Origin of the sequence: Novosphingobium sp. APW14 (assembly GCF_032337075.1) — a bacterium.
In the GTDB taxonomy this organism is placed as follows: Bacteria; Pseudomonadota; Alphaproteobacteria; order Sphingomonadales; family Sphingomonadaceae; genus Novosphingobium.
Genome location: NZ_JAVYAB010000006.1, coordinates 1 through 24,650 on the forward strand (window position 1 = coordinate 1; position 24,650 = coordinate 24,650).

At 62.5% G+C, this 24,650-nt stretch carries 27 protein-coding genes, 1 tRNA gene and 1 pseudogene; 16 read left to right on the forward strand and 13 right to left on the reverse strand.

The genetic code is table 11. The features are described from left to right. Positions 1–89, forward strand: a pseudogene (locus RQP55_RS12080) (integrase catalytic subunit); the annotation flags it as partial. Here the strand turns inward: RQP55_RS12080 and RQP55_RS08700 are convergent. The 3 genes from RQP55_RS08700 to RQP55_RS08710 all read right to left on the reverse strand — a co-directional run bounded on the left by RQP55_RS08700 (position 51) and on the right by RQP55_RS08710 (position 4,358). Beyond that, on the reverse strand, positions 51–536 hold the full coding sequence (locus tag RQP55_RS08700; RefSeq protein WP_315609795.1) for an MGH1-like glycoside hydrolase domain-containing protein: 486 nt from the start codon (positions 534–536) through the stop codon (positions 51–53). The pseudogene RQP55_RS12080 and the gene RQP55_RS08700 overlap by 39 nt on opposite strands. Beyond that, on the reverse strand, positions 533–1,771 hold the full coding sequence (locus tag RQP55_RS08705; protein WP_315609796.1) for a glycerate kinase: 1,239 nt from the start codon (positions 1,769–1,771) through the stop codon (positions 533–535). Before RQP55_RS08705 ends, RQP55_RS08700 begins: the two co-directional genes overlap by 4 nt. Before the next feature lie 97 nt (positions 1,772–1,868). Continuing rightward, positions 1,869–4,358 carry a TonB-dependent receptor gene (locus RQP55_RS08710; protein WP_315609797.1) on the reverse strand — a complete coding sequence of 830 codons (2,490 nt, stop codon included), beginning with the start codon at positions 4,356–4,358 and terminating at the stop codon, positions 1,869–1,871. Between RQP55_RS08710 and RQP55_RS08715 the strand changes: the two genes are divergently transcribed. Then, on the forward strand, positions 4,310–5,647 hold the full coding sequence (locus RQP55_RS08715; RefSeq protein ID WP_315609798.1) for an ROK family transcriptional regulator: 1,338 nt from the start codon (positions 4,310–4,312) through the stop codon (positions 5,645–5,647). The two genes, RQP55_RS08710 and RQP55_RS08715, sit on opposite strands and share 49 nt — an antisense overlap. Positions 5,648–5,677: 30 nt before the next feature. Here RQP55_RS08715 and RQP55_RS08720 read toward each other — a convergent pair. Then, positions 5,678–5,754 (reverse strand) — tRNA-Arg (locus tag RQP55_RS08720). A 169-nt stretch (positions 5,755–5,923) separates the two neighbouring features. Here RQP55_RS08720 and RQP55_RS08725 point away from each other — a divergent pair. Together RQP55_RS08725 and RQP55_RS08730 are read left to right on the forward strand one after the other, a co-directional pair. Beyond that, positions 5,924–6,310 carry a hypothetical protein gene (locus RQP55_RS08725; protein WP_315609799.1) on the forward strand — a complete coding sequence of 129 codons (387 nt, stop codon included), beginning with the start codon at positions 5,924–5,926 and terminating at the stop codon, positions 6,308–6,310. Positions 6,311–6,349: 39 nt separating this feature from the next. After that, complete coding sequence (locus tag RQP55_RS08730; RefSeq protein ID WP_315609800.1) at positions 6,350–6,838, forward strand: MmcB family DNA repair protein; 489 nt, start codon at positions 6,350–6,352, stop codon at positions 6,836–6,838. On the opposite strand, the gene RQP55_RS08735 is transcribed toward RQP55_RS08730, so the two are convergent. Further along, positions 6,835–7,077: a DUF1289 domain-containing protein gene (locus RQP55_RS08735; protein WP_315609801.1), complete on the reverse strand. Its 243-nt coding sequence runs from the start codon at positions 7,075–7,077 to the stop codon at positions 6,835–6,837. The two genes, RQP55_RS08730 and RQP55_RS08735, sit on opposite strands and share 4 nt — an antisense overlap. Continuing rightward, entirely contained in the window at positions 7,008–8,336 is a 1,329-nt protein-coding gene (locus RQP55_RS08740) for a M20/M25/M40 family metallo-hydrolase (protein WP_315609976.1), read from the reverse strand. The genes RQP55_RS08735 and RQP55_RS08740 overlap by 70 nt, the downstream gene beginning before the upstream one ends. Before the next feature lie 277 nt (positions 8,337–8,613). Here RQP55_RS08740 and RQP55_RS08745 point away from each other — a divergent pair, with 277 nt between their 5' ends. From RQP55_RS08745 to RQP55_RS08775, 7 genes are all read left to right on the forward strand, one after another. Further along, entirely contained in the window at positions 8,614–10,311 is a 1,698-nt protein-coding gene (locus tag RQP55_RS08745) for a DEAD/DEAH box helicase (RefSeq protein WP_315609977.1), read from the forward strand. Between the two features lie 43 nt (positions 10,312–10,354). Beyond that, positions 10,355–11,089, forward strand: coding sequence for a sterol desaturase family protein (locus RQP55_RS08750; RefSeq protein WP_315609802.1), 735 nt, complete (start codon positions 10,355–10,357; stop codon positions 11,087–11,089). Beyond that, the gene (locus tag RQP55_RS08755) at positions 11,056–11,499 is read left to right on the forward strand and encodes a DUF2141 domain-containing protein (protein ID WP_315609803.1); all 444 of its coding nucleotides are present in this window, start codon (positions 11,056–11,058) and stop codon (positions 11,497–11,499) included. Before RQP55_RS08750 ends, RQP55_RS08755 begins: the two co-directional genes overlap by 34 nt. A gap of 129 nt (positions 11,500–11,628) precedes the next feature. Then, positions 11,629–13,008, forward strand: a complete 1,380-nt coding sequence (locus tag RQP55_RS08760; protein WP_315609804.1) for a hypothetical protein — start codon at positions 11,629–11,631, stop codon at positions 13,006–13,008. 82 nt (positions 13,009–13,090) lie between these two features. Continuing rightward, positions 13,091–14,041 carry an alpha/beta hydrolase gene (locus RQP55_RS08765; protein ID WP_315609805.1) on the forward strand — a complete coding sequence of 317 codons (951 nt, stop codon included), beginning with the start codon at positions 13,091–13,093 and terminating at the stop codon, positions 14,039–14,041. Positions 14,042–14,050: 9 nt separating this feature from the next. After that, positions 14,051–15,403, forward strand: a complete 1,353-nt coding sequence (locus tag RQP55_RS08770; protein ID WP_315609806.1) for a M48 family metalloprotease — start codon at positions 14,051–14,053, stop codon at positions 15,401–15,403. A 10-nt stretch (positions 15,404–15,413) separates the two neighbouring features. Then, a complete protein-coding gene (locus RQP55_RS08775) occupies positions 15,414–16,163 on the forward strand; it encodes a DsbA family protein (RefSeq protein WP_315609807.1) in 750 nt (249 codons plus the stop codon). Positions 16,164–16,166: 3 nt separating this feature from the next. Here the strand turns inward: RQP55_RS08775 and RQP55_RS08780 are convergent, their stop codons facing one another. Further along, positions 16,167–16,775 (reverse strand): HD domain-containing protein, encoded by a 609-nt coding sequence (locus tag RQP55_RS08780; protein ID WP_315609808.1) that lies wholly within the window; start codon positions 16,773–16,775, stop codon positions 16,167–16,169. A 93-nt stretch (positions 16,776–16,868) separates the two neighbouring features. Between RQP55_RS08780 and RQP55_RS08785 the strand changes: the two genes are divergently transcribed. From RQP55_RS08785 to nadC, 3 genes are read left to right on the forward strand one after another with little or no spacing between them, the layout of a single operon-like run. After that, complete coding sequence (locus tag RQP55_RS08785; RefSeq protein ID WP_315609809.1) at positions 16,869–18,026, forward strand: sensor histidine kinase; 1,158 nt, start codon at positions 16,869–16,871, stop codon at positions 18,024–18,026. 21 nt (positions 18,027–18,047) lie between these two features. Continuing rightward, positions 18,048–18,845 carry a LytTR family DNA-binding domain-containing protein gene (locus RQP55_RS08790; RefSeq protein WP_315609810.1) on the forward strand — a complete coding sequence of 266 codons (798 nt, stop codon included), beginning with the start codon at positions 18,048–18,050 and terminating at the stop codon, positions 18,843–18,845. 10 nt (positions 18,846–18,855) lie between these two features. After that, a complete protein-coding gene (nadC, locus tag RQP55_RS08795; protein WP_410000280.1) occupies positions 18,856–19,716 on the forward strand; it encodes a carboxylating nicotinate-nucleotide diphosphorylase in 861 nt (286 codons plus the stop codon). Between the two features lie 38 nt (positions 19,717–19,754). On the opposite strand, the gene RQP55_RS08800 is transcribed toward nadC, so the two are convergent. Continuing rightward, positions 19,755–20,210 carry a nucleoside deaminase gene (locus tag RQP55_RS08800; RefSeq protein WP_315609812.1) on the reverse strand — a complete coding sequence of 152 codons (456 nt, stop codon included), beginning with the start codon at positions 20,208–20,210 and terminating at the stop codon, positions 19,755–19,757. 102 nt (positions 20,211–20,312) lie between these two features. Here RQP55_RS08800 and rpmB point away from each other — a divergent pair, with 102 nt between their 5' ends. Next, complete coding sequence (gene rpmB, locus RQP55_RS08805) at positions 20,313–20,597, forward strand: 50S ribosomal protein L28 (protein ID WP_315609813.1); 285 nt, start codon at positions 20,313–20,315, stop codon at positions 20,595–20,597. A 49-nt stretch (positions 20,598–20,646) separates the two neighbouring features. Here rpmB and RQP55_RS08810 read toward each other — a convergent pair whose 3' ends face one another. Continuing rightward, positions 20,647–21,669 (reverse strand): esterase-like activity of phytase family protein, encoded by a 1,023-nt coding sequence (locus RQP55_RS08810; protein ID WP_315609814.1) that lies wholly within the window; start codon positions 21,667–21,669, stop codon positions 20,647–20,649. Between the two features lie 249 nt (positions 21,670–21,918). Between RQP55_RS08810 and RQP55_RS08815 the strand changes: the two genes are divergently transcribed. After that, the gene (locus RQP55_RS08815; RefSeq protein WP_315609815.1) at positions 21,919–22,305 is read left to right on the forward strand and encodes a hypothetical protein; all 387 of its coding nucleotides are present in this window, start codon (positions 21,919–21,921) and stop codon (positions 22,303–22,305) included. 14 nt (positions 22,306–22,319) lie between these two features. Here the strand turns inward: RQP55_RS08815 and RQP55_RS08820 are convergent, their stop codons facing one another. From RQP55_RS08820 to RQP55_RS08835, 4 genes are all read right to left on the reverse strand, one after another. Next, entirely contained in the window at positions 22,320–22,646 is a 327-nt protein-coding gene (locus RQP55_RS08820; RefSeq protein ID WP_315609816.1) for a hypothetical protein, read from the reverse strand. A 45-nt stretch (positions 22,647–22,691) separates the two neighbouring features. Continuing rightward, positions 22,692–22,961: a hypothetical protein gene (locus tag RQP55_RS08825; protein ID WP_315609817.1), complete on the reverse strand. Its 270-nt coding sequence runs from the start codon at positions 22,959–22,961 to the stop codon at positions 22,692–22,694. A 75-nt stretch (positions 22,962–23,036) separates the two neighbouring features. Continuing rightward, positions 23,037–23,336, reverse strand: a complete 300-nt coding sequence (locus RQP55_RS08830; RefSeq protein ID WP_315609818.1) for a hypothetical protein — start codon at positions 23,334–23,336, stop codon at positions 23,037–23,039. A gap of 120 nt (positions 23,337–23,456) precedes the next feature. Further along, positions 23,457–24,629, reverse strand: a complete 1,173-nt coding sequence (locus RQP55_RS08835; RefSeq protein WP_315609819.1) for an aspartyl/asparaginyl beta-hydroxylase domain-containing protein — start codon at positions 24,627–24,629, stop codon at positions 23,457–23,459. Positions 24,630–24,650: the final 21 nt, after the last annotated feature.

Genomic DNA, 24,650 nt, shown 5'->3' on the forward strand with positions numbered 1-24,650 from the left:
CAGAAACAGCGCCATCGCCATGGCTGCCCTCCGGTTCCGCTTCGCTCCACCTACGGCCAGCCATGGCGCAGGAGGCGATCATGCACTAACAAACCGAACGGACCACTCAGTGGGGGCCGGTCACAGCGGTGGCTCTTGACGCAGGCGGCATATAGTTTGCGCATTCGCGGATGCGTCGGGTCGGCGCCTTCCTGTTCCCATAACTGGCGGACCACGCTGGCCAAAACTGGCGGCTGGGTAATCCCGGACGTGGCGGGCGTTTTCCCAGTGGCCCATACGCCGGGACCAGGGAAGTACCCATCATCGTCTTGATGAAAGACGATGTGCGGGATCATCCCGTCGTCCCATTGAGCCGAACTCAGTGTTTCAATCTCTTGCCAGCCGCGTTCACGGTCGAATTCGGCGAAGCCAAGTGCAACGAAAGCCGAATCCCAGTTCCACTGGAACGGATAGAGTCCGTGGGTAGGGACAGTATAGCCACCGCGATCATTGCGGCGGAGGATCTCCTGTGCCCGGCAATCGAGGTCCTTGTTCATGGTGTGGGCCCTTCCACGGCAATCATCCTGATGTCGTTAACATTGGTGCGGGTTGGCCCGGTCTTGATCAGGCCGCCAAGTCGCTCAAAGAGATCGTAACTACGGTTGGCCGCCAGCGCCTGCGCCGCAGCCTGGGGGTCGGCCCAACTGGCAGAGATATATCCGCCAGCATTGTCTTCTGTCCCGTCAATCCCGTCACTATCACCTGCCAGGGCCTCGATCGGATCAGAGGGCAAGAGCGCGCCCAGCAGCCCTGTCAGATATTCAAGGTTAGGCCCGCCGCGACCATTTGCGCTAGCGCGAAGAACGGTCAATTCACCGCCGGAAAGCAACAAATGTCGTCCAGGTTTTGCGCAATATGCGCGGGCAATGGCCGCGTGGGCCTGGCCCGTATCTGCCGCATGGCCAGTGAGGTCCCCGCCGAGGTTGACCACATTCCAACCCTCCTGCCTGGCGCGATCGGAAACAGCCTGCAATGCATCAGCGTTGGTCGCCAGCACCCGGACAGGATGCTCGGGCACTTGTGGCGGCCTATTCTCATGAATTGCAGCAGCAAGGTCGGCGGTTACATCCCAGCCAGCGCGAGACAAGATCGCGATGGCAGCATCGGGGTCAAAAGAAGCACCGATACTTGGGCCGGAAGCAATTAATGCAGGATCATCGCCCGCCACATCGGAAATTACGCAGGTCAGAAGGTCTGCCCCACGGGCCCCTGCAACGGCGGCCAGCCGGCCGCCCTTGATCCGCGACAGATGGCGCCGGACCAGGTTGATGTCTTCAATGCCGGCACCCGAACGGACCAGCCAGTCGGTAATCTCCTGCTTGCCCTCGAACGCCAGCCCATCAACAGGGGCACAAAGCAGCGAAGAGCCGCCCCCAGAGATCAGAAAAATTACACGGTCATCAGGCCCGGCTTCAGCCGCCAGCTGCAAAAGGCGGTGTCCGGCTTCAAGGCTCAGGCCGTCAGGGACCGGGTGGCGCGCTTCGATTATTTCGATCGCCGCGGGCGGATGGGGCACATTGTGGCCATGACGGGTCACTACGCACCCTGTGACCGGACCCGCCAGATGTTCGCTGGCGACCAGAGCCATTTCCGCCGCAGCCTTGCCGCAGCCCAAAACGATCGTTCGGCCCGGCGGCGCGATGGTGGGCAAGACCGCCGGCATGGTCAATCTGGGACTGCTCGCCGCAACGCCGTGCAGGAAGTAATCGGTCAACTGTTCGCGATTACTCATGGAACAACAATCCCCGCCTTAAAGAGCCGGCGCAACCCTCAGTATGGGAAGCGGCGGGGACAATTTGTTCTGCCCCCGCCGCAGGTATGTGTGACGATTAGAAGCTATAGGTCAGTCGGCCCGTGATCCGGCGCGGCAGCACAGGGCGGCCGACGAAGAATGCACCATTGGCGGTCTGGTTGTTATCCTGCCGCGGCGATCCTTCGGTCACAGCTGCAGTATCAAACAGATTGTAGACGTTTAGGCTGAGCCGGACAGACGATTCACCCAGCGGCACCTTGTAACCCAGGTCAAGGTTGGCGACATTCCATCCCTTAAGCTCGATTGTGTTGGCAGATGCCGTGAAGTTATCGCCGGTGTAATTGGTGAAGATCGAGGCATCAAAGCGACCATCGTCATAGTACAGCCCGGCGTTGTAGAGCACCTGAGGCTGCCGCTCGACTTTCTTGCCAATGTTGGCCGGCGTCGTGTCGAAGGCGATGTACTTTGCCTGCTGGACCGTCAGGTTGCCGCTAAAGCGCAGCGCGTTGGTCAACTTCAGATCCAGAGTCGCTTCAACACCGTAGGATTCGGTCCCGACCAGATTGACCCGCTCGGTAAATCCACCCGCACCGTCGTTGACAAACAACACCTGACGGCGGTTGTCGAGCCGGGTGTAAAGGAACGAAGCAGTTGCGGAGATCCCAGGCTGGCTAATCTTGATACCAGCTTCACCCTGCTTGATGATTTCCGCCGTGTAGCTCTGCATACCCGGAGCGAGACTGGCATTCGCTGCTGTTCCAGCCGGAAGCGGACGGAAACCAGCCGAACGCAGTTCAGGGAAGAAGAACCCGCGCGATGCGTTGGCATAGACGCTGATCCGATCGGTCAGCTTGTAAAGCGCACCTGCCGCAAGCGCCCATTCAGTGGTTTCAACCTTGCCGGTCAGGAAGCCGCCATTACCCCAGATCACGTCACGCAGAGCAGTCGAAAGGTTCGGGGTCGATGCATCGGTTACCACGGTTGAGGTACGTTCGCGGCTGACATCACCGTTGATCCGTTCGATGCGGGCGCCAATGTCAAAGTTGAAGCGGTCACCAATCTTCATCTGGTCTGCCAGATAGCCGGCGAGGCGCTCTGCCTTGTGGCGATTGTTAACGTAGCCAGCCCCGGCATTTAGCAGACCATTGGCCGAGACAACGGTCTGGACGTTGGTCAGCGGGTTGGTGACGGTGAGGTTTACCAGTCGCGGCGTATTGTTGAACTCAGCGAGGAACGTCGTGGTGACGTTGTAATCGCCAGCACTCGCCCGGCCGTGGAAACCGCCAAGGGTGATGGCATGGTCGATGCCACCGGTCGCCAGCTTCTTGGTCAGATTAAGTTCGCCGGTGAAGTCAGTGGCTGGACGGATACGGTCAGTAATGCGGTTGGCGAACAGCAGATAGTTCGCCGGAACCGCACCGCCGCCAACAAACGTGAACGATGCATTGGCAAGGCTGCCAAGGCCTCGGTTGGTCAGGAAGCTCTGCAGGGTTTCGGGCACGTTGATGACACCGTCACCATCCGACCAAAGGCCGAACTTGTGCTTGTAGTCGCTGTACTTGAACTTACCGTTCAAGGCCCAACCGCTGTCACCGAAGTCCTTATCGAAGGTCAGGCCGATAAAACCGCCCTTGGTTTTCACCCCTTCATCGATCTCCGAGCTAAAGGTGCCAGTTGGCGTGCGGAAACCAAGGCTGCTGGAAAAATTGTTCTGAACCGATTCCACCGAGGCGCCATCATTGCCGACAAGCCGCTCACGAGTGGTGCCGTTCAGAGGGATGGGAAGATAGAACTGTGCCTGGTCATTGATGTATTGGCCCAGCACTTTGACGCTACCGCTGCCATCGGCGAAGCGATACTCAAGATTACCGCGGATCTGGCCGCCCTTCGTGTCCAAATTGGTGCGGAGCGGCCCCTTATCGGTGCGGTAGAAGCCAGCAACCGAGAAATAGAGGTTGTTGGCCAGGGGGCCGCTGAGCGCGACATCACCGCGATAGCGATCGCCCTCGGCGACTTCGAGCTGAACGGTGCCTTCCAGTTTATCGGTGCCGGTCTTGCTGATGTAGTTGATCAGACCCGCAACCGAGCCAGGCCCGAACAGGTTTGAAACCCCGCCGCGAACAAATTCGAGGCGCTGGATGCCAAGATCATTCCGTGCGTAAACGTCATAGGCCGACGAGTTCAGACCGAACGACGAAAGCAACGTGATGCCGTCATACATCAGCGGCGTGAACTGGTATTGGCCGCCCGAGGGCAGGCCCTTCACAAACACGTTTGACGCCACCTCGCCGCCGCCGCCATCAGCCTTGATCGTCGGAATGGTGTTGAGAATGTCTGCCTGGCTGCTGACACCCGCCCGTGCCAGCGCCCCTGCGCTGACCTGACTCACAGCCAGCGGTGTGTCGAGCGAGATGCGCGAACGGCTGGTGCCCGTCACGACGATTTCTTCCGCCGACGCCTGTTCGTCATTGCTAGCCGCATCGGCCTTGGTTTGCGCCAGCAGCGCCGTGGGCGAAAATGCGAGCAACGAAACACTTGCAAGCATCACTTTTGAGATGCGCTTCATCAGACCTCTCCTCACCTGGCGGTCGTACATTCGACCTTATCGAAGGCGCTCTTATCGACACCTCGCCCCCATTTCAACCCACGTTGAGTATTAATGGGGGTTTTATGGCCGTTGCTCTTGAATGCCTGATTTGCGATGGGGTGCAGATGTTATCGTCGCAACCATTTGCTCAGAAGTTCAGGCAACCATCCGATAGTGAAAGCCAGTTGCTGAGCCTGGTCCTGCGCGGCATCGGCACGACCCAGCCTGAATTGGCCCGTCGCAGCGGACTTTCGCAGCAAACAGTCTCGCGTCTCGTCAACGATCTAGTGACACGTGGCGCGCTTGAGCTTGGGGAGAGGCGCTCAAACGGCAAGCGCGGGCAACCCAGCTTCGAAATCGCGATCGCGCCGGGCTATGCTTTCTCGTTAGGGCTGGCCCTGATGACTGACGCCATGTCGATCCTGTTGATGGACTTCGCCGGAAACGTGGTCGACTACGCCTACTTCGACATGCCGGTGATGAGCCGGAAAGCAGTCTTCACAAAGATCGCCGAGGCCAAGGAACAGTTCTTCGCCGCGCGCCCAGAAGCCCGCGAGCGGCTGGTCGGGATTGGGATCGGGATCTCCGGCTACTGTCTTGATGGGAAGGCCCGCTACAACCCTCCCCCAGCGCTCGACGAATTTGCGATGATACCTCTCGATGCCCTGTTCAGCGAAGCGCTGGGCTTGCCGGCCTGGGTCGAAAATGATGGCAATGCAGCTGCAATCGGCGAGAGCTTTCTAGGCGCCGGCAGGGCCTACTCTGACTTTGTCTATATGTTCGTCGCCGCAGGTATCGGTGGCGGGGTTATCGCAAACCACCACCTGATGCGCGGTACGCACGGTAATGGCGGTGAAATAGGGCTGATCCTCCCCTGGCGCCTCTACCAGCTGCCTACTCTGGAAACCCTGCTGCAATCACTCAGGAGGCACGGAGTCGATCTGGACGGCATCTCGGCGATGCTCGCCAACTTTGACCCCGATTGGCCCGGTGTGGATGAGTGGATCGAAAAGAGCCGGGACCCACTATCGCTGATTGCATCTTCGATCTCAGCATTGCTTGATCCCGAGGCAATTGTACTGGGCGGGCGTCTCCCAAAGAGCCTGGCCGAGAAGATGATACCCGCCATCGAACTGTTCGACGATGCCCGACGCCACGAACCACGGCCACTGCCCAAGTTGGTGCTTTCACAGACGAGCGTCGACGCCTGTGCCATTGGCGCCGCCATGCTGCCGCTTGAGGCGGAATTCTTTTCATCAATGCTTTAGATAACGGTTGGCCGCGCCATTGTTCGCAAATGGCGCACCCGACAGGATTCGAACCTGTGACCTCTGCCTTCGGAGGGCAGCGCTCTATCCAGCTGAGCTACGGGTGCCAAAGCAGGGCGAGCGGTTAGCAGCACGGCGGCACTTGCGCCAGCGCAATTTGGCCCGGAAACCTCCCGGCCGCGAAATTAGCTATTTGGCAAGACGCTTTAACTATGACGACTGGCTATGAATGCGCATCATCCCCCCTTTGCAACGCCGATCGTTCCGCCAGCAGGCATGCTGCCAGGATCGGGTCGGGCCGACTTCGGCCAGGCATCTGCCAATGCGATGAGCATGAAGTGGGCCGCGCTGAACGACGCGGCCGGTGTGGTCGCCATGCTTGCAGGCATCACGGTTGAACCGCTGAAGCCTGAGCTCCGTCACTTCCCGGCAACGATGCGCGACGCAGGAGGATGGCGCCGCACGATGGCCGAACAAGGCATCGATGACCTGGCCGCAGTCATGGAACCCGGTATCGCCGCGCTGCTTTCCGTGCACGCCCGCGGGATCAACCCGAAGATACCAGCGCAGGCACTGTGGCAAGAGTATCTGGCCGCCCGCAATGGATTGATGGCGCTCGTTCCGCCACCGGGTGAGGCTTTGGCCCCGCGCCGCTTCACCTGAACACTTGCGCAGTTCCCGGTCTGTTCCTATGCTTCTGGAATGACTGGCACTGCGAACCCCGTAACCCTTGATGCCGAACTGAAAGCCGCCCAAGCGGTTGCCCGTGGCATTTGCCGGCTGTTTGCGCGCAACGACATCTGGTGTCTTTCGGAAATGCCGCTGCGATCCAACCGCCGGGCCGACCTGATGGGGATAGATGCCAAGGGCCACCTGGTGATTGTAGAGATCAAGGTCAGCAAGGCAGACCTGATGGGCGATGCCAAGTGGACCGATTACCTGGATCATTGTGACCGGTTTTACTGGGGCCTCGCCGCGCATCTCGATCGGGCTTGCATGGAAACTGATGCCTTCCAGCCCGAACGCTGCGGCTTGATCGTGGCCGATGGCTATGACGCGGAGATCCTCCGCCCTGCGCCGACCATCCCGCTTAACGCCGCGCGTCGCAAGGCTGAGGTTGAGCGATTGGCCCGCGCCGCGTTGCGCCGCCAGCAGAGCTTCGTCGATCCGGGCCTGGCGGCCTGGAGCTAACGCCGATCCTTTAGACCCCGCAGGATCGCCTGCTTGCCGCGCACGGAAAGCATCGGCCAATCGGCAATCTCATCCACCCTGCGCTTGCAGCCCCGGCACCAGCCAGTGGCCCGGTCAATCTGACAGGTCCCGTCGCAGGGCGATTCCGGACCATGCACGGTCCTGGGTCCTAGCGCTTGGCCGCCGGCTCGCGCGAAAGTCGGGTCATCAGCAGCGCCGCCCGCTTGGCCTGACGCCACAGGCTGGGCACGTCAACAGTCTCGGCGGCAGTATGGTCGCCGGCACTGGCTGGACCCAGGCCCACCAGGCTATCAACGTCAGCCGCAACAAAGCTGACATCGCCCGCTCCGCGCTTAAGCGGGTCCAGAGCGGCCATCGCCGGCAGCCCGAGCGTGGCGTTAACGCCGTTCAGCTTGTCCAGCAGTGCACGGTTGCCGGCCGTCGGGGCCATCGGCGGATACTTGTCTTCGAACACCAGCTTGGCCTCGCCGCCGTTGAAGGGGCGGGCGACGATCTCGCGCATTTTTGCTTCGGTGCGGGCAATCGATTCGCGGCTGAGCGCGCGGACATCACCCATCGCCACGGCCACACTGGGAATGATGTTGGTCTTGCCGGTTGCCTCGGCATTGGCTCCGCTGGGGGCAATGGCCGCGCTGGCCCCGCCGGCCACCATGCCCACGTTAAAGGTCAGGTTCGGTTCGGGCAGCTCCTTGCGGAAGGCGGACAGGATCCGGGCGAGCGGATAGATCGCACCCTCCCCCGCGCTGTCGGAAAAAATCCCGCTTGAATGACCGCTGCGGGCGGTGACGGTGACCTGCCAGTTGCCGGCCGAGCGCCGGGCAATCGAGCCCATGTCCTGTCCGTTTTCCTGGCTCAGCCCTTCGAAGTCGAGCGCGGCATCGGCGCGCTTGCCCGCTGCAATCAGATCGGCGCGCGCAATCGCAAGTGGCAGCCCGGCCTCTTCCTCATCACCGGTCAGGACCACCTCGATATTGGCGCCCTTCAGCGTTCCGGCCTGGTGCATGGCGCGCAGCGCGGCGAGCATCGCGACCACCCCACCCTTGTCATCGGCCGCGCCCGGACCCTTGACCTTGTCGGCGCTGACCCGCTCGAATTTCTGGAACGGATGGTCAAGCTCGAACACCGTATCAAGGTGCCCGATCAGCAGCAGCCGCTTGGTGCCTTTCTTGCCCTTATGTTCGGCAATGAAATGTCCGGCGCGGCCAACCGCGGATTGATCGACCCAGCGCACGGTAAAGCCCAAAGCCTCGAATTCGGGCACCAGCATGTCGTGAACCGCCCGCACGCCCTTGAGATTGCGGGTCCCGCTGTTCTGGTTGACCAGCTTTTCCAGCAGATCAAGGTGGCGCGCCTGCTCGGCATCGACCGTGGCGATCATCGCCTGCTCAGCCTTGCTGGGCGGCGTAGCGAAGACCGGCGTGGAAAGGAGGGTGGCGGCGATCAGCGCGACGGGCGCAAGGATATGGCGGGTCAACATAGCCACACCCTGCCAAAGCCGTGGGCCGCGTGCCAGCGCAATTTTCTTGCTTTTTGCGGCAATCTGCACTAGCTCGGCCTCTGCAATCGGCGTGCGGGCCCTGTTTCCGCCGCAGTTCCGGCAGCGTGAGGTCACCGTTTCAACGGAAGACTTGCCCGAACGTACGATCGCCGCATTCGCTGAAGCTTCCTCTTTCACGCAGGGTCGCATCGAACGACACCTTGCTTCGCATGGCGGGATCATTCCGCCTGCGCCGCTTCATATTGAAGAGAATTTCATGACCTATTTTACCGACCTTGGCCTGGCCGAGCCCCTGATCCGTGCCCTTGAAACCAAGGGCTATGCCGATCCCACACCGATCCAGCGTCAATCGATCCCGGCGCTGCTGGAGGGACGCGACCTTTTGGGCATCGCCCAGACCGGCACCGGCAAGACCGCGGCCTTCTCGCTGCCTTCACTCCACCGCCTGGCAGCCAACCCCAAGGCGCGCAGCAATGCTTCGTGCCGCATGCTGGTGCTTTCGCCCACCCGCGAGCTGGCTGCCCAGATTGCCGAGAACATGCGCGGCTATGCCAAGTACCTGAACCTGTCGGTCCAGTGCGTGTTCGGCGGGATCCCCGTCGGCAAGCAGGCCCGCGCGCTCGTCCCGGGCTGCGATATCCTGGTGGCCACCCCCGGCCGCCTGCTCGACCTGATCGACCAGCGCGCGCTGACGCTGCGCAATGTCGAGATCTTCGTGCTCGACGAGGCCGACCAGATGATGGACCTTGGCTTTATCGTGCCGCTAAAGCGCGTCGCCAATCTGCTCCCCAAGGAGCGCCAGAGCCTGTTCTTCTCGGCCACCATGCCCAAGGCGATTGCCGACCTCGGCAAGCAGTTCATCCAGAACCCGGTGCGCGTTGAAGTGACACCGCAGGCCACCACGGCTGAACGTGTCGAGCAGTACGTGACCTTCCTTAACCAGGCGGAGAAGCAGGCGCTGCTTTCGCTGCGGCTGCGGGCTGGCCTGGCCGATGGCTCGATCGACCGGGCGCTGGTCTTTACCCGCACCAAGCATGGGGCGGACCGGGTGGTGCGCCACCTGTCCACCGCCGGCGTCAATGCCGCGGCAATTCACGGCAACAAGAGCCAGGCCCAGCGCACCGCCGCGCTGCTGGCTTTCCGTAAGGGTTCGACCCCGGTGCTCGTCGCAACCGACATTGCCGCCCGCGGGATCGACGTTTCGGGCGTCAGCCACGTGTTCAACTTCGAACTGCCCAACGTGCCGGAACAGTATGTTCACCGGATCGGCCGCACGGCCCGCGCCGGGGCTGACGGGATTGCACAGAGCTTCTGCGCCCCGGACGAAAAGGCCTATCTCAAGGACATCGAGCGGCTGACCGGAGTGAAGCTGGATCCGATGCCCTTGCCGGATGATTTCCAGAAGGAAGCCGCCCGCCTGCCATTGCCCAGCCGCAAGCCGGCCGAGGCCGAGCAGGATGCCCGCCGCGAGGAACGCGATGCCCGCGGGCGTGGCGGCCAGCCGCGCGGTGGCCAGAGTCGCGGGGGCCGGAACAACAACCGCAGCCCCGGTGGACAGAGCCGCGACGGGCAGAGCCGCGACCAGTACCACCGCAACGAACGCGTGCGGCAGGAATGGGCCCCGCGCGAACAGCGTGGCCCGGTCTTCAACCCGCTTGCCGCCGAAGAACGTGAAGCGCGCGAATTCGGCATGATGCCCAAGGCCAGGCCCGAAGGCGAGCGCCGCCCCGCACCGCAGGGTGATCGTCGACCCGGCGGCCCTGACCGGCGCCCGGCTCGCCAAGGCGAGCGCCGCGATAAGCCACAGGGCGAGCGCCGCGGTGCGCCGCACGGTGACCGTCGGCCTGGGGGTGACCGCCGTGAAGGTGGTCGCAATGAAGGTGGACGCAGCGGCGGCCAGGGCGCGTCGCGCGGTCCCGGCCAGTTCCGGGGCAAAGGCCGCGACGCCCGCTAACAGTGCTGGCGCCGCGCCTCACGGCGCGGCATAAGGCCTGCCTATGCAGGGTCTGACTGGTTCGGGATGGCAAGCGGCCGTTTGGTCGGCAGGCGCGATGACGGTGATTGTCGCGCTGCGCTATCTTGCGACCAGCGGGGCTTTTGCCTGGGCCACCAGGATCATCCGGCCCGGTCTGTACGAAGGTCTGGAGCGCCAGATCAGGCAGGAAATTGGCTGGTCGCTAACCTCGGCTGCGATCTATGGCATTCCGGCCGGGATCGTCGCCTGGGGCTGGCAACAGCTGGGCTGGACCCGGATCTATACCGACTTCGCCGATTACCCGCTGTGGTATGCACCGCTATCGGTCCTGCTTTACCTCTTTGCGCACGACACCTGGTTCTATTGGACCCATCGCTGGATGCACCGCCCCCGGCTGTTCCGCCGGGCCCATGCCGTGCACCACGCCAGCCGCCCGCCCACAGCCTGGACCGCGATGAGCTTCCACCCGTGGGAGGCCGTGACCGGTGCCGTGGTTATCCCGGCGCTGGCGTTCCTGATCCCGATCCATGTCGCCCTGCTGGGTCTGGTCCTGGCAATCATGACGCTGATGGGGATTACCAACCATATGGGCTGGGAGTTGTTCCCTGCCCGCCTCGTTCATTCGCGCTTAGGGGGCTGGCTGATAACAGCGAGCCACCACCAGCGGCATCATGAGAACTATCAATGCAATTACGGCCTCTATTTTCGCGTTTGGGACCGGCTGTGCGGCACGGATCGCGGCCTATCCTCGCTCTGACCCTGGGCCTGCCGCTCCTGGGGGCAGGGCCGCCGCCCCTGACCGAGGTGAGCGTGGTGGTCACCGGCCTGCGCAACACCAAGGGGCAGGTCCTGGCCTGCCTTACCGCCCAGCCCAAGGGCTTCCCCGATTGCCGCAAGGATCCCGCCGCCAAGCAGGCTATCGTCCCCGCCGCGGCAACAGTGCGGATCAACTTCGGTCCCGTCCCGGCGGGCCGTTATGCGATCTCGCTGATCCATGACGAAAACGCCAACCGCAAAATGGACATGGCCCTGATCATGCCGAAAGAGGGCTACGGGTTTTCCCGGGATGCGCCGGTAACGATGGGGCCGCCGAAATTCGATAAGGCTGCCTTCGACGTAGCTGGCACCGCAGTCGAACAAACGGCCCGAATCCGCTATCTTCTCTAAGCTTCGGCAGTGCTTTGCGCGGCGCGTGTGTGACGTCATGAGCGGTGCCAATGACTTTGGCACAGCTTAACCGATAATTTACCATGTTGCGCGAGAAACCCCACATAGACACACGGGTGGGGTAGCCACATGGATACGTTTCGGGGCAATTTTTCGGACCAGGCCGAGACCGGCAATGAATGGCCCGACCTCGACAGTCACGATGACGAGACGCTAAACGATCTGCCACCGAACCCGGTTGGCCAGGACGAGCGTCGGATGCAGGTGCGCGCCTACAATCACTGGGCGGGCTTGCTGGGTGACCGCGCCTTGCCCTCGATCGAGGATCTCGAGCCGGAACGGCTGCCGGACTTCGCCCCCTACAGCGTGCTGCTGGATTTTACAGCGGGGATCGATAACCCTTCGATCCGCTACCTTGGCTCTGCACTTGCCGTTGAGTGCGGCACCGATGCGCAGATCGAGACCTTGGCCGACGTGCCCAGCCGATCGCTGCTGTCGCGCATTACCGATCATTACATGCAGATCCTGGCCAATCAGGCGCCAATCGGGTTCGAAGCGGAATTCGTCAACCAGCGCGAAGCCACCATCCTTTACCGCGGAATTCTTCTGCCCTTCTCCAGCGACGATGACACCATCGACTTCATCTATGGCGTGATCAACTGGAAGGAGTTGGCCGACCAGCGCACCACCGATGCGCTGCTGCTGGAAATCGAACAGGCGCTGGAAGTGGGCGCACCGGAGATCCGCCACGATGAATTGACTGACTGGGCTGATGGCCCCGCCGACCTTGCCGGAAATGCTGGCAGCGAGGGCGACGACATTCTTGATCTGGGCGCATTCGAAACCGACGGCGCAGACCTTCTTGCCTTCCCTGAGCCTAGCTTTGGCGATCCGAACGATGCGGAGATGGGCCTAACTGACTGGCTGGCCTCTGCCCGCCAGCTGGCCGAAGCCGCCCGCGGTAGCGAGGACCGCACCCGCCAGGCGCTTTATGCTGCGATTGGCCGGGCCTACGATTTCTCCATCGCCGCGGCCGAAGCCCCGGCTGAGTTCAGCGAGCTGGTCGCCAACTATGGCTTAACGGTCCAGGACCGGGCACCCATGACCCCGGTGGTAAAGCTGGTTTTCGGTGCAGATTACGACAAGACCCGCCTGACCGAATATGCCACCGCGCTGAGCCACGCGCACCGCGTCGGCATCCCGCGCGGCCAGCTCGGCCAGTACCTGGCCCAGGCCACCGGCGGGCTGAAGGGCGTGGTCAACGACGAGCGCCGGACTAAGCGCGTCGAAGCCGGGGTGGATGATGCTGGGCGCGATACCCCGCGTGAAGCGCTGGCCCGCAAGCTGCGCAAGCTCGAAACGACCCCACTTAACGCGGTGCCGGGCGAAGGCAGCGAATTCACGCTGCTCGTGGCCCGCCGCCTGCCTGCGGGCGAAGTGGTCCTGCTGGGCGAAATCGGCGATGACGTGCCGCTGCTGGAGCGGGCTGCACGCAAGCTGATTGGCTGACATCGGCAATAAACCCCTCAGCGAGTCGGGCGCCGTGCCGAAGGGCATGGCGCCCTTCGCTTTTGCCCGCTAGACCGCCGCCATGGTTATGATGGCGAAAGGCAGGCGCATGGGCTGGATCGGCTGGACGGTGACCGTCCTGCTCTTACTGGCTGCGGCCTTGTTTGCGGGCTGGCGTTATGCCCATGCCGCGGGTGCGGTTGGTTTGCTCGACCTGGCGGATCGCACAGTCGGTGGCACGGACGGGACGCAAATTGCCGCAACCGGTTTGCGCTATGGCCCGGTGCCAGCCCAGCGGCTGGATATCGTTGCGCCCAGCACGCCAGGACCGCATCCTGTACTGATCTTCGTGCATGGTGGTTCATGGAATTCAGGCCGCCCCGAGGACTACCACTTTGTTGGCCGCACTTTTGCCCGGGCGGGCTATGTTGTGGTGCTGCCGGGCTACCGGCTAGGCCCCGATGGCGTCTACCCGCACATGCTGGAAGACGCGGCAATGGCCGTAGCCTGGACCGCGCAGAACATTGCCCGTTTTGGCGGCGATCCGGACAAGGTTGTGTTGATGGGCCATTCCGCCGGGGCCCATACCGTGGCCATGCTGGGGTTGGAACGGCAATGGCTTGGGCGCCAGGGCCTGCCCGACCACTTTGTGAAGGGGGTTGTCGGTCTATCGGGGCCCTACGATTTCTATCCCTTCACCTCGGATTCCGCCCGCCAGGCATTCGGCCATGTCGCAGATCCCAAGTTGACCCAGCCAATCACCTTTGCCCGCGGCGATGCGCCACCGATGCTGCTTCTGACCGGTGATGCAGATACGACAGTCAAACCGCGCAACAGCAAGGTTCTGGCCAAGGCGCTGACCGAGCGCGGCGGCCGCGCCGAACTGGTGATCCTGCCCGGGGTCGATCATGCGGGGCCCGTGCTCAAGCTGGCCCAACCCTTCGCCCGCGACACCAGCGTCAGTGCCCCGGTCCAGGCCTTTCTTGGCAGTTTGCAGCAATCTTCAGCACCGGTTCAGGCGGCGGCTGAGTAAAGACTGCCCATGCGCCTGATCTCCCGACTGTTGGCCCTGATCGCCGCGATAACGCTGATGGCGCAGCCGGCGACAGCACAATCAATTCTGCGCGATGCCGAAACCGAAGCGTTGCTGCACGATATGGCCGCGCCGTTGATTACAGCCGCCGGGCTCAATCCCAACAACGTCGATGTTGTGGTGATCAACGATTCCTCGCTCAACGCTTTTGTGGCGGGCGGGCAGGCAGTCTACATCCATTCCGGCCTACTCAATGCCGCCAGTACCGCTAATGAAGTTCAGGGCGTGATCGCCCACGAGTTGGGCCACATCACTGGTGGTCACATCATCAGCGATGGCGGCAGCAAGGCTGCTGGCAATATCAGCATATTGTCCTTGCTGCTCGGTGCAGCGGCAGCGGCCGCTGGTGCCGGCGACGCGGCCATGGGCGTGATCATGGCCGGGCAGCAGGCAGCCCTGGGCAAGTATCTGGCCTTCAGCCGCAGCCAGGAATCGACCGCCGATGCCGCCGGCGCACAATATCTGTCCAAGGCCGGGATCACCGGCCGGGGATCGGTGGAATTCTTCAAGAAGCTCCAGAACATGGAGTTCCGCTATGGCTACACCCGCACGCCGGACAACGAATTCTATCGCACCCATCCGATGACCGGGGACCGCATCGCCACCCTGCAGGACACCTATGAGCGTGACCCGGCCTGGAACGCGCCGCTTGATCCCAAACTTGAAGCCCGCTTCCAGCGCGCCAAGGCCAAGCTGTTTGGCTATCTGGGTGAACCGGCGCAGATCATGCGCACCTATCCCGAAACCATGACCGACGTGCCGGCCCGCTATGCCCGGGCCTATGGCTTCCACCGCCAGGCCTTCCCCGACAAGGCCCTGGCCGAAGCCGATGCCTTGCTCGCGAAGTCTCCCACTGATCCCTATTTCCTTGAGCTGAAGGGCCAAATCCTGCTCGAAACCGGCAAGCCGGCCGAAGCGCTCGATGCCCTGCGCCGGGCGACGGACTTGTCAGGCAACCAGCCGCTGATCGCGACCACGTTTGGCCATGCGTTGATCGCAACTGAAAACCCCCAAAACTTCGCCGAGGCGGAAAAGGTACTTAAGAATGCGGTCGCGCGTGACCGCGAGAACCCCTTTGCCTGGTACCAGTTAGGGGTCGTCTACGCCGCGAATGGCGACATGGCCCGCGCCCATTTGGCGAGCGCCGAACAGCAAGTGCTGAACTGGCAGATGCCGCAGGCCCTGCGCAGCGCCGAAGCGGCCGAGGCCCAGTTGCCCAAGGGATCGGCTGATTGGCTCCGTGCCCAGGATATTGCGATGCAGGCACGCGCCGAGATTGAACGGTCGCAGAAACGCCGGTAGGCCTGCCCGCATGTCTGGAACCGAAGAAAAATCCCGATCGCCCTGGGTAATCCTGGCCCTGGTCATCGTTGCGTTGATCGGCGGGCTGGGCGGCTGGCTGCTAGGTACCCGGCAACAACCGGGCGACAAGGCCGCGATCGAGGAAATCGTTCGCAATTACATCCTTGAGCATCCGGAAATCCTGCCGCAGGCAATGGAGCGGCTGCAGGCGCGCGAGGATGGCAAGCAGGTAGCCAGCGCCGGCAACGCCTTGACCGCGCCCTTCCCGGGCGCCGTGCTGGGCAACCCCAACGGCTCGGTCACCCTGGTGGAATTTACCGACTATGCCTGCGGCTATTGCCGGGCTTCAGTGCCCGAAGTTGAGGCGCTGATTGCCGCCAATCCCGATCTCAAGGTCGTGATCCGCGAACTGCCGATCCTGTCCCCGGCCAGCGCCGATGCCGCGCGCTGGTCGCTTGCTGCGGCCGAGCAGGGCAAGTTCGAAGCCTTCCACAAGGCGATGTTTGCAGCAGGCCGTCCTGCGGCTGACACAATACAGGCTGCCGCTGCGCGCGCCGGGCTCGACCTGGACCTGGCCCGCAAGGTGATTGCCGAACCGCGTGTCGAGGCGGAGATTAAGCAGAACCTCGATTTCGCCCGCCAGCTGCGGATCGATGGGACCCCCAGCTGGGTCATCGGCAAGCAGCTGATGGCCGGCGCAGTCGGGCAGAAAGTGCTTCAGGAGGCCATCGACGCGGCCAAGGCCGCGCCGAAAGAATAGATTCTATTCGGCCAGCTTAGCGTACATGGAATTGATCGGCCGGGCCATGACCCGCCGCAGCATCGGCTCAAAGAATTCCAGCGACTCGCTCTGGTAGTCCGGGTCGAAGGCGGCCTGGTCGTACTTCTCGCAGAACTCAGCACAGGCGTCGAAATAGGGATTACCGCGGAAGCGCTCGCGGATATCGCGGTCCATGCCAATGTAGTGGAAATAGTAATGCCCCTGGAACGCACCATGGTTCTGGCAGATCCAATGGATCTCTTCCGAAACAAATGGTTTGATGATCGAGGCCGCGACTTCAGGGTGGTTATAGGTGCCAAGGGTATCGCCGATGTCGTGCAGCAGAGCCATGATGACATAGGCCTCGTCCCGCCCGTCACGGTGGGCCCGCGTCGCGGTCTGGAGTGAGTGCTGCAGCCGGTCGACCGGGAAGCCGCCGAAATCGCCGTCCAGCAGCTTGAGGTGGGCTAGGACGCGATCCGGCAGGTCCTTGGCAAAGGCCATGTACTCGCCCGAAATCAACGACCAGTCTTCCTGGGTTCCTTCGGTCATGGCGCGGAACTTGGCACGCTCATGGCTGCCGTGCTGGATGGGGCTGTCGATATCGGCCATTTTTCTCTCCCGTTTGGCAGCAAGGCTAATCCAAACTCACGCCTTGCGCAAAACATTCGCGAGCAGGAGCGTTTTTCTGCTAGGCTATGCCGCATGGCCGTGCTGCCCTTCCGTCCGACCCCCTTTTTCGCCAACAAGAACCGGGCATTCTGGCGCCTGCAGGCCGCCGGCTGGCTGGGTGCCATGCTGCTGCGCGCCATGTCCGGCATCGCCAATGGCGTCGAGCTCAGCTACCTGGTTCTGGTGGTGATATCGACCGTGACCGGCTTCTCGATCACGTTGATTCTCTCGGTTATCTATCGCCAGCTGATCAACCAGCGACCGCTGGTGACCTGGGGCGTGACGGCCCTGGTCCTGCCGATAGCAGTCGGGCTCTACGTCTTCGTCGATGCTTGGGTAAACGCTCTCTATTATGCTGATGCCGCCGGCGGGGTCGCTTCGCGTTTCATCGGCCTGTTCTATATCGGCCTGACCCTGCTGGGCGCTTGGTCGGCACTCTATTACGCGATCAACTTCTTCCTGCAGATCGAGGAGCAGAACGATCAGCTAATCCGGCTGGAAAACCAGGCGACCCAAGCCCAGCTCGCAATGCTGCGTTACCAGCTGAACCCGCATTTCCTGTTCAATACGCTGAACTCGATCTCCACTCTGGTACTGCTCAAGCAGACCGAGCCGGCCAATGCCATGCTCAGCCGATTGTCTTCGTTCCTGCGCTACACCCTGGTCAACGAACCGACCGGGCGGGTGACCGTGGCGCAGGAGATCGAGACGCTGAAGCTTTACCTTGAAATTGAGCGGATGCGGTTTGAGGAACGGCTTCGGACCAGCTTCAGAATCGATCCAGCGGCAGAGGTGGCCTTGCTGCCCTCGCTGTTGCTTCAGCCGCTGGTCGAAAACGCGATCAAATATGCCGTCAGCCCGCAGGAGGCCGGAGCCGAGATCACCATCACGGCGCAACTCGTCGGACCGAACCTTCGCATCGTCGTCTCGGATACTGGGCCGGGATTGCAAAACTCGGGCAACGACAACAGGTTTGCGGGCGTGACCTTCGACGGCGGGGAACAAGTTTCAACCGGAGTAGGCCTAGCCAACATTCGCGACCGGCTGGCTCAGGCCTATGGCGAGATGCATCGTTTCGAGACCATGGAACCACCCGAAGGCGGCTTTGCCGTATTGATCGAACTACCTTTTGAGCGGCGTGAGCCCGCCGCTGTTTCTCCGGCCTTGCGCACCCCTGCGCTTGCTGGCTGACCCCATTCAAGGACCGCCCCCATGACCATTCGCACGATCCTGGTCGATGATGAAAAACTGGCCATCCAGGGGCTCATGCTGCGCCTCCAGGCCTTCCCCGATGTCGAGATCATCGATACCTGCTCGAACGGGCGCGAGGCAATCCGCAAGATCAAGACCGAAAAGCCCGACCTCGTTTTCCTGGATATCCAGATGCCGGGGTTTGACGGCTTCAGCGTGGTCAAGGGCGTGATGGAAATCGAACCGCCGCTGATCGTCTTTGTTACCGCTTATCAGGAACACGCTGTCCGCGCGTTCGAGGCCAACGCCGTCAATTACCTGATGAAGCCGGTCGACGAGGACAAGCTAGCCGACACGCTGGAGCGTGTGCGCCTGCGCTTGGCTGAGAAGCGCTCGGCCGAAGAAGCCGAAAAGCTTAAGAACGTCCTTGCAGAAGTGGCTCCCGATGCCATGGAAGCCATGCCCGACGAGGGCGAGCCGGCCGCGGCGCGCTATGAACGGCTCATCAACATCAAGGACAAGGGCCAGATCTTCCGGGTCGACGTCGATTCGATCGAACGGATCGAAGCGGCGGGCGATTACATGGTGATCTACACTGCCGACAACAGCCTGATCCTGCGCGAAACGATGAAGGACCTGGAGCGCCGGCTTGATCCGCGCGTGTTCCAGCGGGTTCACCGTTCGTGGATCGTCAACCTCAACCAGGTCCGTCAGGTCAAGCCGCACACCAATGGCGAATGCTTCCTGGTGCTGGAAAGCGGCGCCGACGTGAAGGTCAGCCGCTCTTACCGCGATGTCGTCGCGCGGTTCGTGCACTGAGGAGTTGACTTTGGGGGGCTGGCAACTTGCGGGGTTCAACCTCGAAGCCTTTGTCCGGGCTACGCTGGACGAGGACCTGGGGCTAGGGCTGCCCGGCGGCGGGCACGATGTGACCAGCGAAAGCGTGATCCCGGCCGAAGCGCGTTTTGCCGGAGTGATGGACAGCCGCGACGCAATCACCGTTGCCGGCCTGCCGATCGCCGTCGCCTTCTTCCGTGCGCTTGATCCAGCGATGGAAATCGAGGTGCTGGTGGAAGAGGGCGCGCAGGTTCGGGCCGGCACTGACCTGATGCGCCTGTCCGGCAATGCGCGGGCGATGCTGACGGCCGAGCGATCGGCGCTCAACACGGTCCAGCACCTTTCGGGCATCGCCACGATGACGCGCACCTATGTCGACGCGATGCAGGGCCATGCCACCCTGCTCGATACCCGCAAGACCATCCCCGGCCTGCGTCATCTCGAGAAATATGCCACCCGGATGGGTGGCGCAAAGAACCACCGAATGGGCCTGTGGGACGCCGCGATGATCAAGGACAACCATGTCCTCGTCGCCGGGGGCGTGGGCGAAGCCGTGCGCCGGGCGAGGGACGCCGGGATCCAGGATATCATTTGCGAGGTCGATCGCATTGACCAGATCGAACCAGCACTGGCCGCCGGGGCGAGCCACTTGCTGCTCGACAACATGGACGTGCCGACCCTGCGCCAGGCCGTTGCGCTGATCGCCGGCCGCGTGCCGAGCGAGGCCTCAGGCGGGGTGCGGCTTGATTCGATTGGAGCCATTGCCGCAACCGGGGTGACCTATGTCTCGGTCGGCCGCCTCACCCAAAGCGCTCCTGCAGCTGACATCGGACTCGACTTCACCCCGCTGTGATTCGCGCAATGTGCGGGGGTCAAAATCTCACGCGGGCTTTAGCGACGCGCCTTGAAGAAGCCGCGGAGCAGTTCGGCAGCCTCAGCCTCGCCCATGCCGGCGTAGACTTCGGGCCGGTGCAGGCATTGCGCCTGCTCAAACACCCGCGCACCATGCTCTACCGCACCGCCCTTCGGATCGCTGGCGGCATAGTAAAGCTTGCCGATTCGGGCGTGGCTGATCGCCCCGGCGCACATCGGGCAGGGTTCCAGGGTCACCCACAGCTCGCAGCCATCGAGTCGCTCGTTACCCAGCAGCTTGGCCGCCGCGCGAATCGCCTGGATTTCAGCATGGGCCGTCGGATCGGCCAGACTGCGCGGCTGGTTATGCGCCGCAGCGATCACCGCGCCATCCCTGACCACAACCGCGCCAATCGGCACTTCTCCGGCAGATTCGCCAAGTCGGGCCTCATCAAGGGCCTTCTGCATCGGTTCGGGAAGCGGCCAGCGGCTCATTTCCGCGGAAATGGCCGGTATAACTTGACCACACAAGGGTGAATCGGTAAGGGCGCGCCTTCTGCCTAAACGGGTAGCCCTTTTTTCTAAGCGAGTTTTCACATGTCCCGCATCTGCGAACTGACCGGCAAGGGTCGTCAGGTTGGCAACAACGTCAGCCACGCCAACAACAAGACCAAGCGCGTCTTCCTGCCCAACCTGCAGAACGTCACGCTGATGTCGGAAAAGCTGGACCGCAGCTTCAAGTTCCGCGTTTCGACCCACGGCCTGCGCTCGGTTGAGCACGTCGGCGGGCTTGACAACTGGCTGCTGAAGACCGTCGACAGCAAGCTTTCGGCCAATGCGCTGAAGGTGAAGCGCGAACTGGTGAAGGCTCAGGCCGCCTGATTCACGGCGGGCTTTCGAGCCCGCGCTGAAATAGAGCAAGGGCGTCCGGTTAGCCGGGCGCCTTTTGCTTTGCCTGAAGGGTGCGCTGCGGCAGGTCCGGCAACCGCAATTCGAGTTTTAACAGCAAGGAGCGCTGGGTAACCGCCCGGTTGTCGTCACTGATCAGCCAAACCGTGAGATGGCCAGCCGTCCCGGCTTCGATCGCCAGCCCTTCGTAATTGTCTTCTAGCCCGGTGCCGTCGAAGTCGGCCAGTACCTGGCCCGACCATTCACCGCTTGCGCGGATCATGGCCGGATCGGCCAGTAGCAGCAAGGTGCTGAAGCGCGGCGGCATCGGCCACCGCAGTTTCCGCAAGAGGATCAGGACGCGTCCATCAGGAAGCTGCGCAGCGTCGGTTGGGCGATAGCCTTCAGGCGCGCGAAAGCGAAACCGCAGTGCCCGGTCCTTTCCATCAGGGGCATGCGGAAGCAAGCGGCCTTCGTGATCTGGCCCGCCAGCCTCGGCCAGGATGAGGAAACGCCCGTCGGCCAGCCTAGCCATGGCTTCGGCCCCGCTGTTGGCCGGCCAGCCGGCCAGCTCCGGGCCACCGATTGATTCGGACCGCGACCCAGCAACATCTGTCCGCATGAAAACATTTCGTCCCTCGAGCGCGAGCCAGAATGTGCCGGTGGAAGGGTCCAGTGCCGCGGCCTCGACATCCTGGTAAGCTTTTAATGCACTCCGCCGCGCCATGAGTGGGACAATGCGGGTAGAGCCATCGTGCCCTGCGGTGTTGCGCTTTGAGCCATTCAGGCCAGGCTGCGGCATGTCGAGCCGCATGCCAGTATCACTGAACGCCGTCAGATCACCGCTTGAACTAACCGTAAGCGTCGAGAACCCGAAAAAGCGGCTATTGGAGCTTGTCAGGTGCCATGCGCCCACCAGTCGAAACGGACCCAGGGCCGCTTGCGGCAGCGGCAACGGCTTCATCTGGACACTCTGGCTGAAGTTTTCCGGGGGAAGAGGTTCGCGCAGCCAGATAGCCGGGACGAGGCCGCACAGCAGCAGAATGGAAAGCACGCGCCTCGGCATCTTGCTGGAATGGCCGGTCAGGCCGGGCGAATCAAGCGCGGTGCTGTGCGATTGACCTGAACCGGCCGGGGCGGCATGGTTTGGTCAAACGCGGCCAAGGAGTGCACCATGTTCCGTTCAGCGGTTGTTCTTGCCGGCTTTGGTCTTGTTGCCCTGCCGGTGCAGGCCAGGGACAAGGAGGCGGATATAACCGGCCCCGCCCCGGCCGTTTTCCAAGCCGTACTAGATTGCAAAGCCATCGCAGATCCAATGGCGCGGCTGGGCTGTTATGACCGGGCGGTCGAGGCCTTGAACACTGCGAAGGCGGCCAACGAACTGGTCGTGACGGACCGCGCGACTGTGCGCGAAGCGAAGAAGGGCCTGTTCGGCCTCGCGCTGCCGAGCCTCAAGCTGTTCGGTGGCGGTAAAGACGAAGAAGTGACCGAGATCGAAAGCAAGATCGCAGCCATCCGTATGGCCAGTGACGGCTTTCCGACCTTCACCCTGGACGATGGGGCGCGTTGGAAGCAGACTGACGGCCGCAATACCTACCCGAAGCCCGGGCAGAAAATTCGCATCCGCAAGGCCGCACTTGGCAGTTACATCGCCAGCATCAATGGCCAGCCTGGCGTGCGTGTCGTCCGGCAGGCGAACTAACGCCTGCTCGCACCCTAGTTTGGATTATTCAGCGATTCGAACTGCTCATCCGGCGGCCGCATGCCGCGCATCCGATCTGCGGTCTCGCGGGCGTTTTCATTTCCTTCGGACTCGATCTTGGCCCATTCCTGATTGGTCCGGCACACCTTGGCCTGGTTGCGCTTAACCAGAGAACCAGTCTCCGCATCACGCACACAGCGGATATAGTTGGGATGATCGCGTGTCAGGCTGGCATTGTACGCGCGAATTTCCGACGATTTCATCAGGATTGGTCCGGTAATCAGCGGCGGCGTTTCTGACGGAGCGCTGGCGAGGATCAGAATGGTGGCAAGAAACGACATCGCGGTCCTCCTTGGCTTGCCCCGGCAGGATCCGGGCCGCCCGCGCTAGTTGCTGTTGACGGCCTTGCTGGACATCGCATCGGCAACGCGGCGCATTTCCTCGTTCCCCGCCCGGTCAGCCGCATCCCACTGTGCCACGGTCCGGCAGCTGAAGTTGCGTGCGACCAGCGAACCAATCTCCGCTGATCGGACACAGCGGATATAGTTTGGATCGGTACGCTGCAGATTGGCGTTATGTGCGCGGATTTGAGCCTGGCTCATCTTCTTAGGATCAACCGCGACCACTTCGCCTGCAGAAACCGGTGCGGTGGTCACTGCTGGACCGGCAGCGGTGAACAAAAGCGAAGCCGCAAGCATTGCAAACATCGGGACTCTCCCTGCTCTGATAATTCAGTTGCCGCTGCTCGAAGCAGATCGCGCGGTCATGTCCGAAGCCATCTGGTCAGCCGCAGCGCGGGTATGGCGCTCCATCAACGACCAGCGCTCATTGGTCTTGCACACGGGCTTGCGCGCCACCAGCGAACCGGTATCCGCCTCGCGCACGCACTTGATGAAATAGGGGTGGGTGCGGTCAAGCGTCTTGTTGTGCGCTCGAATTTCGGCCGAGCTCATTTCGGCTGGCTTCGGTTCGGGGATCGCCGGGACAGCCGCCGGGGCAGCCGTCAGCAGCAGGATGGCAGAAAATAGCACGTAAAACTCCCCGTCTGGCTGCCTCACTTGAGGCAGGATCATTGGCGCAGCCTATTGAACCGGCACTGAATGCTCAACCCGCACCGCACGCATCCACAATGCCGTTGGTCGAATAAGCGGCTAACCCGGCCCGCCTCCGGTAAGGGCACCATCTGCCGCTGCGAAATAACGCACGACGGCATCCTGTTCCCGCGCGCTGAGATGCGGGTTCCATGCATCGATGATCAACACGGCGCGGCGCTGGTCGCTATCGTTCCAGGCCTCGTGCTCGATCGAATCGTCAAAGGCGAAAGCCTTGCCTTCAACCCATTCGCGCGTTTCGTTACCAACCCGAAAGCCGCAGCCCGGGGGCACTTCCAGCGCCAGGTGAACAATCGCCCGCGTGTTGGTCACGCCGGTATGCGGCGGGATCTTGCTGTGGGGCCGCAGCACCGAGAAAAACGCGTTGGGGGCCCGGCCCGGAATTCGCGCCAGCGGCAAACTTTCAAGCACGGCGGCCGTCTTCGGGCAGCGATCAAGCACTGCGCGGTGGGGCTCGCCATATTCCCACAGGAAGCAGGCCGACCAATCGAGCGAACCGTCAAGCGGGCTCCACTCGTTTTCCGGAGTGCCCGCCTCAAACCGGACATAGGGCCGGATCAGATCTTCGGGCGCATCGAGCAGGGACCGAAGCTCGGCCTGGATATCCGGTGTGGCCGCCTCAAGCTGTTCAAACCAGGCAAAGTGCCGGCGGTCAAAGTATTCATCCTCGGGCAGAAACGGATAGAACACCCCGGCGCACTGGTTGTGATAGACCTGACGGCGCCCCAGCGCATGATCGACGAAGGCCCGAACCCGCCGCTCCTCGGTTTCGTCGCGCGCGCGATCGGCGGCAAGCGCGGCCTCGGCGGCAGCCGCCAGCTTGGCGCGCAGGCCTTCGCAATAACGCTCACCAGCCGCGAGCTCGGCAGCGACATCTGGTGATAGAACCGGCAGGGCAGCGGCCAGCTGCTGCACCCCGCTCCAGGTCATCAATGCCTGAGTCTCTTCACCCAACCGTTCGTGCAATTGCGCCATGCGCAGCTGGGCGGCGAAATCCCGCTGATCGATGGCGAGGGCCTGGTTCAGGGCAGCACGTTCACCATCGGCATCGCCCGCCAAGCGATGCGCATGGGCCAGGTTGCGCCACAGCGGCCCGGCCGCCGGATCGGCGGCAGTGGCTCGGGCAAAGGCAGCAATCGCAGCGGAGGCATCGCCCTTTCGCAGGGCAGCTACACCTTCAGCATTGGCAATTTGGGCGGGTGATGAAGCCATTGGCGTTAGGTTTAGAAGCGC